Origin of the sequence: Candidatus Pelagibacter sp. HIMB1746 (assembly GCF_052047555.1) — a bacterium.
GTDB lineage: Bacteria > Pseudomonadota > Alphaproteobacteria > Pelagibacterales > Pelagibacteraceae > Pelagibacter.
Genome location: NZ_JBNAJZ010000003.1, coordinates 151,332 through 164,810 on the forward strand (window position 1 = coordinate 151,332; position 13,479 = coordinate 164,810).

Sequence of the window (13,479 nt, forward strand, 5' to 3'; positions counted from 1 at the left end):
TTTAAAAACAACTTAGTTAAAAGTAATAAAAGTTCCAACTATAATAACTCCCCAATAAGCAGCTAGACTTAAAAATATACCTGTTTTCATTAAAGAAACTTTTAAGCTGGTTAGTTTATTGAAAATTTTTACGTTAGAAATTTGCATTAAGTGCGTCAATACACCCAAAGAACAAATTGTCAAATATTATTTTAAAAATTAGATAAATTTTTTTTAATAGATCGTTGCACCAAAAACTTTAACCATTTCATCCTCAACACCTAAAACTAACCTTCCCAAAAATTCTCCTGGTATTTCTTTGTTGGTCTGTTTTATCAGAACGGTTATATGCTCTCCTCTTCTAAGACACCCAAAAGGCTCGAACGTTTCATGAAGATTAGTGATAAGCTTATTGTTAGCCCATTGTTTTCCAAGCTCTACTTCATTGGCTCCAAAGAGCATCTGAGTTGAAAAATCTCTAGTAAATCCACCATAATCTTTAAGGTTTGATGATTTTACCAAGTTGAACCAAATAGGTTTAGCCAACTCATATATTTCATCATCTTTTTTTGATAAAATATCCATTACTTGTCTAATTCTAATTAAAGTATCTTAAGAAGCTTTTTTCTTCTCGTTCTCATCCACGATGTGGTAGACCGGAACCTTCTCCATACTAAATTTACCAGTTTTTGGATCTCTTCTAGAAACTGTCAGACAATGCCAATTATCATCATCAAGTTTCATATGATCTCCTCTATAATAGTATCCTGGCCATCTAGTTTCTTCTCTAAATAAAGTATGTTCAGTTACACACTGAGAAGTTAAAGCTCTATGTTTCAACTCCCAAGCTCTCATCAATTGGTGATAATCCTCAGCACCAACATGCTCAAGATCCTCTTGAAGCCATTCAAGTAATTCAAGGCCTCTTTTTAACATATTGCCATTAGTCATATAATTAGATGTAATTCCACCTACATATTCATCCATAATCTTCTGTAGTCTTTGTAGACCTTGGATTGGTGATATATAGCTAGGAGAAACAGTTCCACCAGTGATTTCGTTTTGTGCAACAGTGAAGTTTTCAAGTGGTTTGTAAACCATAGCTTTGAAATCCTCACATTGTTTGTCTGAAACCTTTACTCCTTCAGCTTTTTTATCTTCGATATACTTAACAGCAGCTTTAGCAGCTAATCGACCTTCTGTGAAAGATCCAGATGAAAACTTATGAGCACTTCCACCCACAGTGTCTCCAGCACCAAATAAACCATCAATTGTAAGCATTCTGTTATAACCCCAGAAATATTCTGGTGGAGATAAATCTTCAGGACCGCTTACCCAAGCTCCTGAACAAGTAGCGTGTGAACCCATTACATAAGGTTCTGAAGTTGTTAATTCAGGATTTGTGTATTTAGGATCAATGTTTTGAGACGCCCATACTACAGCTTGACCAACAGTCATTCCTAAGAAGTTCTCCCAACCAACTGTTTCTAAATGTGGATCTTGGAAAGCTTCAGTTGTAACCATATGAATTGGTCCACCACCAGCAGCAACTTCTTGAATGAAAGCATGATTTCTTAAACAAGTAGGTGTTGGGTGATGATCAATATATTCGCCAACTAATTCTTTAGTTTGATCATACCATTTCTTCTCATAATTTTCCCCATTAGCGTTCTGGGTATACGTTTTTAAGTGTAAGAAATAAGCTCCAACTGGCCCATAACCATCTTTAAATCTACATAACACAATTCTATTTTCCATTTGTGTCATTTTAGCTCCAGCAGCAATAGGAAGAGCATATGCTGAACCGTTACTCCAAGGGGCATACCAAGTTCTACCCATTCCTTCTCCAACTGCTCTTGGTTTGAAGATATGAGAAGCACCACCAGCTGCAACTATTACAGCTTTTGCTCTAAAAACATGAAAATCACCTGTTCTCATGTTGAAGCCAACTGCTCCACCAATTCTATTATCTTGTGACTCATCCATAAGTAAATGAGTGATCATTATTCTATTATAAATTTTGTCAGCAGATTTTTTTGCCGCCTCAGCAACAATAGGTTTGTAACTTTCACCATGGATCATGATCTGCCATTTACCTTCTCTTAAATATCTTCCAGTTTGTTCATTTTTCATCATTGGAAGACCCCATTCATCAAACATGTGAACAGTAGAGTCTACGTGTCTAGCCATGTCGTAACCTAAATCTTCTCTAACCATTCCCATTAAGTCATTTCTTGCATATCTAACATGGTCTTCAGGTTGATTTTCTCCCCATTGCATTCCCATGTAACAATTGATTGCATAAAGACCTTGAGCAACAGCTCCACTTCTATCTATGTTTGCTTTTTCTACACAAACAATTTTCATATCTCTTCCCCAGTGTCTAGCTTCGAACGTAGCACCTGTTCCAGCCATACCACCACCAACAACTAATATATCGCAATCCTCGTAATGTGTCTTATGTCTAGCCATTAGTAGTAAACTCCTTTTTTAAACGACTCTTTTGGAACTGATGGTAACTCACCATCAATATTTAAACCTTCTGGCTCAGTATAAAGTCTTTGTGAATTAATCTCACCTTGGTTTGGTTTGTCACCTTCAGCAAGTTTTGGAATAAATTTACCCCATGGTTTTGTAGTAATCGGAGAAACAAAGTTTTTCTCTGTTCCATTTCTAAATTTGATCTTCCATGAGATTGTTCCTTTTTCTTCTTCTCTTCTAACTCTAACGCTATGACCCATAGGAGCAAAATCAGCATAGCCTCTTACATCAATTGCATGATTTGGGCATGCTTTTACACATGAATAACATTCCCAACAAAAGTTAGGTTCAATATTTTTTGCACGTCTGATATTTTCATCTATGTGCATAATATCTGATGGACAAATATCCACACAGTGACCACAGCCATCACATCTTGTCATGTATACGAAAGTTGACATAATTATTTATTCTCCTTTTTTAATTTCATCATATTAATAGTGTTTAGGTTGTTCTCTTTTAATACCTAAACCAAACTGTTCAGGCGCGTCAGCAGGAGGAGGTAAGTTGTCTCGTGAACCATCTGCTTCTGCTAAATTTTTTTGGATTGCTGCACCAGGTTTATAAAACATGTGTGCAAATTTAGACCAATAAACTCCTCCAAATAAAACTAAATTTGAAAGGACAAATAAAGTCAAAAATAAATAAGATAATCCTGCTTGACCATTAGATTGTGTGTAAGACCACAATAAACCAAAAGTCGAACAAGCTAATAAAGCTAAAACAAATAAATCAGCTTTAATAATTCTGTACCAAGGATGCGCTTCTGCAGATACATCTACTCTTAAAAAAAACCAAAACCAATAACCACCAACACATGTAAGTATTGCTCCTACATGCCAAATCATAGACCAAGTAGATGAAGTAGGTTTATCAGCTCCTGTGTAGCAAAATACTAAAACTGCTGATGCAACCCAAAATAATATTGTTCCATACATTCCAAGAACATGTGCAAGTCTTCTTTTTCCAAATCCAAGTTCTGCAGTTGTGCCGATATCATAAACTGTTGTCTTTGCGATAATTGAAGCTCTTTCTCCTGTACTCAATTCCTTAACAGCATTAGCTTTAGCTTTTTTGGCATTATTAAAAAAATAAGTAACGTTTTTGTGAACAATCATTTGTATAATTGTTCCTGCTGCAATCAAAATTACCATAGCAATTATGAAGCTTTGCATTGCAAAAGGTGAGACTGTTTCAGCTAAAATTGAAAAAGGATTTGTAGATAACATAATTTTTAATTATTTATAAAGTTAGTTTGAGATTTTCTAGTCTAGTTAAATAAAGAGTTCAACTAAAACTATTGGTCAATTTTGTCATTAATAACAACTTACGGTTTACGTTTGTAATGTTGTTTATTAGGAATTACTGATCTTACCCCACCTTGGGGGTTATCAACGTCACCTTCTCTTCTTGGTATCAAGTGTATATGGCAATGCATTATAGATTGACCTGCAATTTTTCCAGCATTTGTCCCAATATTAAATCCTTTAACATTAGTATCTTTACTTAGAATTTCATTTTTAACTATTTGGATAAGATCATTGCAAGCAATCAATTCATCATTTGTCATGTCAAAATAATCTTTAATATGACGCTTAGGAATTATTAAACAGTGGTGATCAGAAACAGGATAAGAGTCGAAACTTGCATAAGCAAGATCATTTTCGTGAGCAATACCACTTTTTTTTGAATCACAGAATAAACAAGGATTGTTAGGATCTCTCATATTTAAATTAGAGTATTATATATTTTTCTAAGTTTATTAAAGGAAACATTATTTCGACTTTTCCATTTTAATTCATCTATTTTTGACACTGACATAACTCCCTTTCCTGATCCAATAAGAATTATTTCTTCATAATCATTAATTTCTTTAATTGATATATCTTTAAAATTAATTTTAACTTTTTTACTTATAAACTTAAGTGTATTTCCAAAATAACAATTTTTTTTTGGAGAAAATATTTTTCCATTTTTAACAAAGACTAAATTTGAAGTGCCTGTTTCTAATATTTTATTGTTTGCAACTAAAGCAATATCAAATTTAGAAGAGTCAACCTTACTAAGTTTTGCTAAAATTTTTTTGTAATAAAGATTTTTATAATTTGGCTCAACTCTTTTATATTTAAATAATAAAAGACTAAAATTTTTTTTAATTTTTGGTCTTTTTCTTATAGATACAGATATTAGTTTTTTATTTAAAGCAATTCTAAATAAATTATCAGGACCTTTGTAAAGTGTATTTTTTTTAATTAGATCTAAAATAATATTCTTTAAGTTTTTTTTTCTAATTGCATATTTTTTTGTAGATTTAATTAAGTTTTCAATATGTGGTTTTAACAATATTAACTTGGGAGGTTTTCCAACCATACGCATTGTTGTAAATACACCTCTGGATCCCCAAAGATCTTTAAATGCAACTTCTTTAAGATTACTTAGCTGATAAGATTTTTTTAATAAGAGTGTTACCATTTTCTGTTAAAAAAGATTCTGGATGAAATTGAAATCCGTATATTTTGTTTTGATTATCCTCAAGGCCCATTGGTATTTTTGTTTTACTACATCTCATAGTTATTTTAATAGAATTTGATTTAAATGGCTCCATCAATTTTAATGAATGATATCTTCCCACTTTGAACTCTTGATTGTTTTTAAAAATTTTACTTTGATTATTTGTTTTTATTTTAGATTGAAAACCATGGTAAATTTTTTTTTGTTGTATTATTTTGCCTCCCTCATTATGTAAAATCATTTGATATCCAAGACAAATACCAATAATTTTTTTCTTTCCTTTGTATTTTTTATAGATTTTTGAAGTAGTGGGATAATCCATTGGTGATCCGGGTCCTGGTGATAAAACAATCACATTACTTCTATCAAGTAATCTATCATTTACTTCATAATAGTTTGAGCAAATTACTTTATCAAATTTTGCAAATTGATGAACAACATTCCATGTGAAAGAGTCTTGATGATCAATTATGTAAATCATTTAAATAACTCCAATAAAGATTTTGCTTTAATATAATTTTCGTTAAATTCTTTTTTTGGAGAGCTATCTAGCACTACTCCAGACGCAGCTGAAATCTCTGATTGATTTTTATAATTTAATATAGATCTGATTATAATATTAAACTTCATATCTTGATTAAATTTAATAATTCCAAAACTCCCTGTAAAAATATTTCTACTTTCTTTTTCTTGATTATTTAAAAGTTCTAAAGTTCTAATTTTAGGACAACCAATTACAGATCCACCTGGCATCATTGCTTTAATAATATCAATCAATTTCGTATTTTTATTTAATATTCCACCGATTGAAGTCACATAATGAAAAAGATGCTTATATTCCTCGACATATTTTTTTTTAAGTATTTTTACACTTCCAGGTTTACAAATTTTTGATAAATCACTTCTTTCCATATCAACTATCATGTTGTGTTCTTTGGTTTCTTTTTCATTATTTTTAAAATACCTAAGAGCTATATTTTTATTTGATAATAATTTTTTCTTAAAGGTACCAGCTATTGGTTTAGTAATTATTTTATTTTTTTTCTTATCTATTAATGTTTCAGGAGAACAACTTACTATAGAGTAATCCTTATCTTTAATCATAAATGACTCTGGTGAAGAATTAACTCGCATTAATTTCCAAAAAAAATTAACAGGATTGATTAAAGATTTATTCTTATATTTTGTGCAAATTTTAATTTGATAAGTCTCTCCTTGTCTTATTTTTTTTGAAAATAATTCAAATATTTTTCTATATTTTGCATAAGAAATATTAATCTTGAAAGGACTTAGTATTTGAGTTTTATTAAATTGATAATTGAAGGTGTGTTTTTTGATATTAGATATAACTTTAATATCCTTTCTAATTTTAATTATTGTCTCGGGTTTATAAAAAATTCCTTTATAAAAATTTATTCTTTTTTTATTTTTTAATTTAATACCAATTAAATTACATAAAATTTCATAACCAAAAAAACCAAGATATAAATCTGTTTCTTTTTTAAACTTTTTTTTCTCGATGGAATTAAGAAATTTATATATATTTTTTTTTGTTAAAATGATCTTTTTAGAAAAATCAGTATAAATATTGTATCCACCATCTACTTTATAAATTATTAAAGGCTTATCTGATTGATACAGATCCTCTAAGTATGGGTTGAATTTAAGTTTATGCTGGCTGTGTTCTTTCAATTGCTTTCTCTACTATAGGTAAGTGTATCAGACCTGCAAATAATGATAATGCGATAGATCCGTACCATGCATAGTCAAAATTTCCATTTAATTCATAAAATACACCACCTAGATATGCTCCTAAGAAAGAACCAATTTGATGGCTTACGAAAACTATTCCATATAAAAGTCCAACGTATTTTGTGCCAAATATATGGGCCACAATTCCATTTGTTGGAGGAACTGTAGATAGCCATAAAAATCCAAAAGTAACTCCAAAGACGACAGAATTAAATATACTTGGTGGTAAAAAAATAAAATAAATAATTGAAACTCCTCTTAATAGGTAAATTGCACTTAATATTTTTTTCTTACTATACCTTGTTGCTAAATAGCCACTCGTAATCGTACCAGCCATATTAAATACTCCAATTAAAGCTAGCACCATTGCTGGTGTCCAGTCAGGCAAACCTTTGTCTGCCATATAAGTTGGAATATGTGTTGCTACTAAAGCAATATGCCAACCGCAAACAAAAAAACCTAAAGTAAGATAGATAAAACTTTTATTTGCAAATGCTTCTTTTAAAGCTTCTCTTGCAGTTTGATTGTTATCTTTATTAACACCAACTGGTATTTTTGGAGTGCTAACAAATAAAGATATTACCAAGCCAATTCCTAAAAGAAGAGAAAAGTATAAAAGAGTATTTTCCCAACCTGTTTCAACTAAAGAATATCTTACAAGTAAAGGTGAAACAAAATATCCAAAAGAACCTGCGCATGTAACTATACCTGTTGCAATAGTTCTATTAGATGCTGGAAAATGCTTAGCTACAACTGATACAGGAATACCTATTGCGGTAGAACCTAACCCAATTCCTATCATTACTCCTATAGTTAAAGTAAAGTAACTTCCAGTATTAAATCCAGAATAAAAAAATAAAACTCCAACTAAATAAAAAACAAAACCAATAAATATTGCAACTGCTCCTCCATACTTATCAGTAATTACACCAAATAATGGACTAAATACTCCCCAGAGTAATAACTGCAATCCCATAGCAAATCCAAAATGAGAAATAGAAATATCTAGGTCAGTATTGAAATCAAAATAAAACAAACCAAAAGTCTGTCTTATACCTAAAGAAATTATTACTACTATCGATGCAGCTATTAGAGTAATTAAAGCTTTTTTACTTATAGTAAAATTTTCTGAGTTCATTTAAGACTTTTGAGAGCTTGTTTTATATCAGCTATAAGATCTGCTGGATCCTCTAAACCAATATGCAGTCTAACTATGTACTCGTTTTTTGCTAATTTAAGATAGCTTCTATTTCCTTGTTCTCGAACATTTTGATGTAAAGCTAAACTTTCAAATCCTCCCCAACTATAACCGTGTCCAAATAATTTTAAATTATTTACAAATTTTACAACTGCCTTTTCACTTTTAGCTTTTATTCTTAAACCCATTAAACCTGAAGCGCCTGAATAATATTTCTTCCACATTCTAAAATTGTAAGAGTCTTTTTTGTATGGATACAATAATTTTATATTTTTAAATTTAGATAAAAACTCTGCTACTTTTTTTGCATTTTCTCTATGTCTATCTAATCTTACATCTAAAGTTCTTAATCCTCTTGTAATCAAATAAGCATCATCAGGTCCTAATCTTAAACCTGTAACTCTTTCTGTTGCTTTTACTTTTGGAAATACTTTTTTATTAACTGCTAAACTTCCACCCATTACATCAGAGTGGCCTGAGTAGTATTTTGTTGCTGAAACAATTGCCATATCAAAACCGAGTTTAATAGGTTTTAAAAAATATGGAGTTCCCCATGTATTATCAAGTGCTGTTAAAATTTTATGTTTTTTTGCTATAGAAACAATTTTACCTAAATCTTGAAAATCAAATGTATTACTTCCTGGGTTTTCAACAAAAATTAATTTAGTTTTTTTGGTAATTGCTTTTTCTAATGTCTTAAGATCATGTGGATCATAAAAAGTTGTTTTGATATTAAATTCTTTTAAAAAATCTTGTGTCAAAAGTCTTGTTGGACTGTAAACTGGGTCAGCTGCAATAATTTCATCACCAGGTCTTGTAACACTGAAGATTGCGAGGAATACCGCTCCAAACCCAGTGGGTGTTAAAAAAGTAAAATAACTTTCCTCAAGTTTGGATAAAATTTGCTGTAAAATATGAGTAGTAGAAGTTCCTTGTCTACCATAATCAAAATGTCCACCAGTAGGATTTTTTTTAGCTTTCTCTTGAGTTTTTCTAATATCTTGCATCGATTTGAAAATTATCGTTGAAGCACGCACAATTGGTGGATTAACAGACTGATTATGAAAGTCTTTCGCTGTATGTTTTAAAAATGTTTTAAAAGAATTACTCATAATAAAATTTGATATGTTTAAAAGACAATGCTATATCCCGTAAAAAACGTCAATAAATTAATAAATAGGACTAAATGAGTTATCCGAAGAAACACAGGGGTCGAAGAAAACAAGGCTCCAAAAAAAGAAGAGCAAAAAGAAAAAATAAGAAGAAATAATTCTTTTATTCTTTAATCCAACCACCGCCAAGAACTCTATGACCAAATTGGTCTTTGCTATAGAATACGCATGCCTGTCCTGGAGATATTCCATCCTCAGGATTTAATAGATGAACATTTGCAGTATTATTATCTTTTAAATCTACTTTTGCCTCAAGAAGACTACCTGTTGATCTAACCTTTACAAATATATTTTGATCAAGATCTTTTTTATCAGTTAATAAATTTAAATCTTTTAAAGATATTTCTTTTTTTCCAAGGTTTTCTTTAGGCCCTACTATAATTTCATTTTTATCTGAATTTATTTTTAAAACATATAAAGCTTCTTTATCTGAAACCTTAATTCCCTTTCTTTGTCCAATTGTAAAATTAATAATACCATCATGAACACCAATTACTTTTCCATCTAAATTTTTAATATTCCCTTTTTGAAAAGAGTCTGGTCTAAATTTTCTAATTACTGATGCATAATCTCCATTAGGCACAAAACAAATATCCTGACTATCTGGTTTATCAGCTACATTTAAATCTAACTCTTTAGCAATTTCTCTTGTTTTATCTTTTAACATTCCACCTAATGGAAATCTTAAATAATCTAGCTGCTCTCTTGTTGTGTTAAATAAAAAATAACTTTGATCTCTATTTTCATCAATTGCTCTATACATATTATTGGTGTTGTTTGATGTAATATTTTTTACATAATGTCCTGTAACTAATGCATCTGCTTTAAGATCTTTTGATACTTCAAATAAATCTTTAAACTTTACTGTTTGATTACATTGAACACATGGAATTGGAGTTTCACCTTTTAAATAACTATCAACAAAATTATCTATTACTCCTTGCTTGAATTTATCTTGATAGTATAAAATTTTATGTTCAATACCTAATTTATGAGCAACACGTTTTGCATCCATAATATCTTGACCTGAACAACACTGTTTAGATTGAGCTACTTCTTTTCCGTCATCATAAAGTTTAAGAGTAATGCCTATAACTTTATAACCTTCGTTTTTCATAATTCCTGCTACAGTTGACGAGTCTACCCCACCAGACATTGCAACAACAACCGTTGTGTCTTCAGGTTTTTTGTTAATTCCGATAGAGTTTAATTCTTTATTCATTAGGTGGTATTTATACTTATTTACAATATAAGTTAAATTAAATGATTTTAGATTATGAACCAGGTGACAAAGTCACTAATCCTGAGAATAAAGAATGGGGCATTGGACAAGTACAATCAATTATAAAAGATAAGGTTACTGTTAATTTTGAAAATGCAGGTAAAAAAGTAATAAATGCAAAAAATATAGAATTAAAAAAAATAGGTAAATAAAAGATGGACTTACAAAAAATTATTGAAGATTTAGTTGATACTTTTTTATCAGCGGGAGAATTGTCCATTCAACTCAGAGAAAAAGGATTAAGCAAAGAAATTAAATCTGACAATACTCCAGTTAGTAATGGTGATATTGAGGTAAATAATTTTATATCTTCTCAAATATCCAAAATAACACCTGACATTCCAATTATTTCAGAGGAAACTTCTGAAAACAAAGATAATTCTAAATTAAAAGATTTTTGGTTGGTGGACCCTATAGATGGAACCTATGATTACATAAACAATTTAGAAGAATTTACTATTAATGCAGGTTTAATTATCAACAATAAACCTGTTGCAGGATTAATAAATGCGCCTGCTAAAAAAAGAATGTTTTATTCATATGGGAAAGGCAATTCTTTTGAACTTACTGATAACAAGAAAATAAACCTTTTTGAGTTACCATCTGAAAAAACAGAGCCACTTAATTTCATTTCTTACAGCAATAAAATTAAACCTGAGATACAAAAGATTTATGATGAATTGGGTGTTAAGGAGCATACTAGAATGAAAAGTTCTTTAAAATTTTGTGTTGTTGCTGCATGTGAATTTGATGGTTATGTTGCTGAGCCTAGAGCTTACGAATGGGATATTGCAGCAGGACATTCAATTTTAGAAAATGCAGGTGGATCTGTGAGAGACTTTGATGGTAATGAAATTTTATATGGTAAGAAAGATTTAAAAAATCCAAGTTTAATTTTAAAAAGTAAAAATATAATTTAATGGATGAGCAATTAAGAATTATTTTAATTATAATAGTATCCGTCTCAATTTTTGGATTACTAGTTTTTGTTTTTGTTAAAAATTATATTAGAAACAAAATAAATCATCTTGTTGATGAAGAGAAAAAAAGAAAATTAAAGTAATTTAATTATCTTTTCATATTCATTTTTATCAATATCCATTACTTTTTTTGATGTTTCAAAATCAAATCCATTTCTTGCTAGTAAAGAAATATCTTTTTTATAAAACAAAGTTCTATTATCCTCTGCTCTTGCTGGTCCTATTCTCTTTTTCTTACATAATTTTATAGCTGAAAAAAAATCCTGATCAGAATTATCTTCTTTTATTTTCTCAACTGTATCTTTAATAAAACCATCATCAATTCCTTTACCCATTAAATAATTTCTAATTTTATTTATCGAATTTCCTCTTTGGATCATGCTCTTCGCTTTGCTTTCTGAATAAAATTGATCATTGATAAATTTATTTTTTTCTAGATCAGATAGAACAATATCGATTAATTTATTCACATCTTTTTTTCGAGAGTCTGTTGCAGAGAGTTTCGTATATTTTTTTAATAAATATGTTTTAAGTTGTTGTTTTGAAGGTGCATATTTTTCAACATAAGCAAATGCAAAATTCCTCATTTCATCAACAGTAACTTGAAGTGTTTTTCTTTTATTTCTTATAGGAATCATCGTTAGATTTTATATAATATAAATATGATCGAACAAATTTATAACTATTTCACAATTGATGTGCTGTATATGTGGATCAATTTAGGAGTTATACCTTTTTGGTTTATCTTAATAGTTTTTCCCCAGTCACACTTAAGTAGGTATGTAGTAACTACTATATTTCCATTTCTATTATTGAGTGGGGTTTATATTTACATTTTATACAGATCTTTCATCGTTGGTTATGACTTCGATGCTAATTTTAGTTTATATCTTGGTTTAGTTGAGTTGTCTCGACTGTTTGAAGACAATCTATACCTAACTCTTTTCTGGACTCATTTTGTAGCTATAAATTTATTTGTTGGTGGGTGGATGGTTAAAGACTCTCAAAAATACTATGTAAATAAAGTTTTAATGTCAGTTCCTTTAATAATTACATACCTAATTGGACCTATAGGATTATTTATTTATTGGATAATTAGAATTTTTTACGCCAAAAAATTAAATCTATATGAGTGATCATATAGATTTTTACTTCGATATTATTAGCCCTTACGCTTACATCGCATATAAAAAAATTTTAAAAATTAACAATGTTGATTTTAAATTAAAGCCAATATTGTTAGGTGGTCTTCACAACTTAGCAGGTATTACAGCTCCTGCATTTAACAAATATAAAATGAGAAATATGCAAAATGATTGTGAGCTTGTTGCAAAAAAAAATAACATAAGTTTCAAATGGAATTCTAAATTTCCAATTAACTCTTTAAGTATAATGAGAGGTTATCTTTGTGTTAAGGATGATAAAAAAGAAGAGTACTTAAATAGTTTTTTTGAAGCTTATTGGAAAGAAGATATAGATTTATCTAATGAAGAAAATATCAAAATAATAATAAAAAAATTAAAAATTGATGAGAATGATTTTTTTAATTCTATTGGTAATCAAGATATTAAAGATAAATTAAAAGAATTAACTGAAGAAGCTTTTCAAAAAGAGGTGTTTGGAGCTCCAACTTTTATAGTAAATAATAAAATCTTTTGGGGACAAGACCGTCTAGAATACGCCTTAGATGAAGTTAAAAATATTTAAACTATTTTAAAACTACTGTTACTTATAGATCCAAAACCACCCTCGATGTGAGAGATGTTTTTGAAACCTTTTTCAGTTAGAGACTTTACTGACATTTCAGATCTAACTCCACCAGCACAAAACAAAACTACTTCTTTATCTTTATCAATTTGACCATTTTTATAAACATCACTATTAGGATCAAGAAGAACTTCTAAATTTCCCATAGGTATATGGTTGGCTCCTTCAACTCTTCCAGTAAGTTCTAATTCATTTAATTCTCTAATATCAATTAGATTGCATTTGTTTTCTTGAAACATTTTATATGCTTCATCAGCATTTATAGTTTTAATTTCACTCATAATGTTATTAAATAAA

The 13,479-nt window shown here is 29.5% G+C and carries 19 protein-coding genes; 5 read left to right on the forward strand and 14 right to left on the reverse strand.

Going from position 1 to position 13,479, the window contains the following annotated elements; translation table 11 throughout:
• Positions 1–12 precede the first annotated feature (12 nt).
• From ACTTBM_RS04820 to mnmA, 12 genes are all read right to left on the reverse strand, one after another.
• On the reverse strand, positions 13–147 hold the full coding sequence (locus tag ACTTBM_RS04820) for a hypothetical protein (RefSeq protein ID WP_440614490.1): 135 nt from the start codon (positions 145–147) through the stop codon (positions 13–15).
• Between the two features lie 66 nt (positions 148–213).
• The gene (locus tag ACTTBM_RS04825; protein WP_075506610.1) at positions 214–564 is read right to left on the reverse strand and encodes a hypothetical protein; all 351 of its coding nucleotides are present in this window, start codon (positions 562–564) and stop codon (positions 214–216) included.
• Between the two features lie 27 nt (positions 565–591).
• The gene (aprA, locus tag ACTTBM_RS04830) at positions 592–2,451 is read right to left on the reverse strand and encodes an adenylyl-sulfate reductase subunit alpha (RefSeq protein WP_262589350.1); all 1,860 of its coding nucleotides are present in this window, start codon (positions 2,449–2,451) and stop codon (positions 592–594) included.
• The gene (gene aprB, locus ACTTBM_RS04835) at positions 2,451–2,921 is read right to left on the reverse strand and encodes an adenylyl-sulfate reductase subunit beta (protein WP_075506608.1); all 471 of its coding nucleotides are present in this window, start codon (positions 2,919–2,921) and stop codon (positions 2,451–2,453) included. The genes aprA and aprB overlap by 1 nt, the downstream gene beginning before the upstream one ends.
• 33 nt (positions 2,922–2,954) lie before the next feature.
• Positions 2,955–3,749, reverse strand: a complete 795-nt coding sequence (locus tag ACTTBM_RS04840) for an adenylyl-sulfate reductase (protein WP_440634933.1) — start codon at positions 3,747–3,749, stop codon at positions 2,955–2,957.
• Positions 3,750–3,847: 98 nt separating this feature from the next.
• A complete protein-coding gene (locus tag ACTTBM_RS04845) occupies positions 3,848–4,246 on the reverse strand; it encodes an HIT family protein (protein WP_440634934.1) in 399 nt (132 codons plus the stop codon).
• Positions 4,247–4,248: 2 nt separating this feature from the next.
• Complete coding sequence (locus ACTTBM_RS04850; protein ID WP_440634935.1) at positions 4,249–4,992, reverse strand: aminotransferase class IV; 744 nt, start codon at positions 4,990–4,992, stop codon at positions 4,249–4,251.
• A complete protein-coding gene (locus ACTTBM_RS04855; RefSeq protein ID WP_440634936.1) occupies positions 4,952–5,512 on the reverse strand; it encodes an aminodeoxychorismate/anthranilate synthase component II in 561 nt (186 codons plus the stop codon). The genes ACTTBM_RS04850 and ACTTBM_RS04855 overlap by 41 nt, the downstream gene beginning before the upstream one ends.
• The gene (locus ACTTBM_RS04860; RefSeq protein ID WP_440634937.1) at positions 5,509–6,723 is read right to left on the reverse strand and encodes a chorismate-binding protein; all 1,215 of its coding nucleotides are present in this window, start codon (positions 6,721–6,723) and stop codon (positions 5,509–5,511) included. The genes ACTTBM_RS04855 and ACTTBM_RS04860 overlap by 4 nt, the downstream gene beginning before the upstream one ends.
• A complete protein-coding gene (locus ACTTBM_RS04865; protein ID WP_440634938.1) occupies positions 6,701–7,921 on the reverse strand; it encodes an MFS transporter in 1,221 nt (406 codons plus the stop codon). Before ACTTBM_RS04865 ends, ACTTBM_RS04860 begins: the two co-directional genes overlap by 23 nt.
• On the reverse strand, positions 7,918–9,093 hold the full coding sequence (locus tag ACTTBM_RS04870; RefSeq protein WP_440634939.1) for a trans-sulfuration enzyme family protein: 1,176 nt from the start codon (positions 9,091–9,093) through the stop codon (positions 7,918–7,920). The genes ACTTBM_RS04865 and ACTTBM_RS04870 overlap by 4 nt, the downstream gene beginning before the upstream one ends.
• A 163-nt stretch (positions 9,094–9,256) precedes the next feature.
• The gene (gene mnmA, locus ACTTBM_RS04875; RefSeq protein ID WP_440634940.1) at positions 9,257–10,375 is read right to left on the reverse strand and encodes a tRNA 2-thiouridine(34) synthase MnmA; all 1,119 of its coding nucleotides are present in this window, start codon (positions 10,373–10,375) and stop codon (positions 9,257–9,259) included.
• Positions 10,376–10,416: 41 nt separating this feature from the next.
• Here mnmA and ACTTBM_RS04880 point away from each other — a divergent pair, with 41 nt between their 5' ends.
• Genes ACTTBM_RS04880 through ACTTBM_RS04890 form a run of 3 tightly spaced genes read left to right on the forward strand, consistent with a single transcriptional unit; the run spans position 10,417 to position 11,498 of the window.
• Positions 10,417–10,587 (forward strand): DUF3553 domain-containing protein, encoded by a 171-nt coding sequence (locus ACTTBM_RS04880; RefSeq protein ID WP_440634941.1) that lies wholly within the window; start codon positions 10,417–10,419, stop codon positions 10,585–10,587.
• A 3-nt stretch (positions 10,588–10,590) separates the two neighbouring features.
• Complete coding sequence (locus tag ACTTBM_RS04885) at positions 10,591–11,355, forward strand: 3'(2'),5'-bisphosphate nucleotidase CysQ family protein (protein ID WP_440634942.1); 765 nt, start codon at positions 10,591–10,593, stop codon at positions 11,353–11,355.
• A complete protein-coding gene (locus tag ACTTBM_RS04890; protein WP_179850440.1) occupies positions 11,355–11,498 on the forward strand; it encodes a hypothetical protein in 144 nt (47 codons plus the stop codon). The genes ACTTBM_RS04885 and ACTTBM_RS04890 overlap by 1 nt, the downstream gene beginning before the upstream one ends.
• Here ACTTBM_RS04890 and ACTTBM_RS04895 read toward each other — a convergent pair.
• Positions 11,490–12,053 (reverse strand): regulatory protein RecX, encoded by a 564-nt coding sequence (locus ACTTBM_RS04895; protein WP_440634943.1) that lies wholly within the window; start codon positions 12,051–12,053, stop codon positions 11,490–11,492. The two genes, ACTTBM_RS04890 and ACTTBM_RS04895, sit on opposite strands and share 9 nt — an antisense overlap.
• A 24-nt stretch (positions 12,054–12,077) precedes the next feature.
• Here ACTTBM_RS04895 and ACTTBM_RS04900 point away from each other — a divergent pair, with 24 nt between their 5' ends.
• Together ACTTBM_RS04900 and ACTTBM_RS04905 are read left to right on the forward strand one after the other, a co-directional pair.
• Positions 12,078–12,551 carry an ABA4-like family protein gene (locus ACTTBM_RS04900; protein WP_440634944.1) on the forward strand — a complete coding sequence of 158 codons (474 nt, stop codon included), beginning with the start codon at positions 12,078–12,080 and terminating at the stop codon, positions 12,549–12,551.
• Complete coding sequence (locus tag ACTTBM_RS04905; protein WP_440634945.1) at positions 12,544–13,122, forward strand: 2-hydroxychromene-2-carboxylate isomerase; 579 nt, start codon at positions 12,544–12,546, stop codon at positions 13,120–13,122. The genes ACTTBM_RS04900 and ACTTBM_RS04905 overlap by 8 nt, the downstream gene beginning before the upstream one ends.
• On the opposite strand, the gene ACTTBM_RS04910 is transcribed toward ACTTBM_RS04905, so the two are convergent.
• On the reverse strand, positions 13,119–13,463 hold the full coding sequence (locus ACTTBM_RS04910) for a rhodanese-like domain-containing protein (RefSeq protein ID WP_440634946.1): 345 nt from the start codon (positions 13,461–13,463) through the stop codon (positions 13,119–13,121). The genes ACTTBM_RS04905 and ACTTBM_RS04910 overlap by 4 nt on opposite strands.
• Positions 13,464–13,479 lie beyond the last annotated feature (16 nt).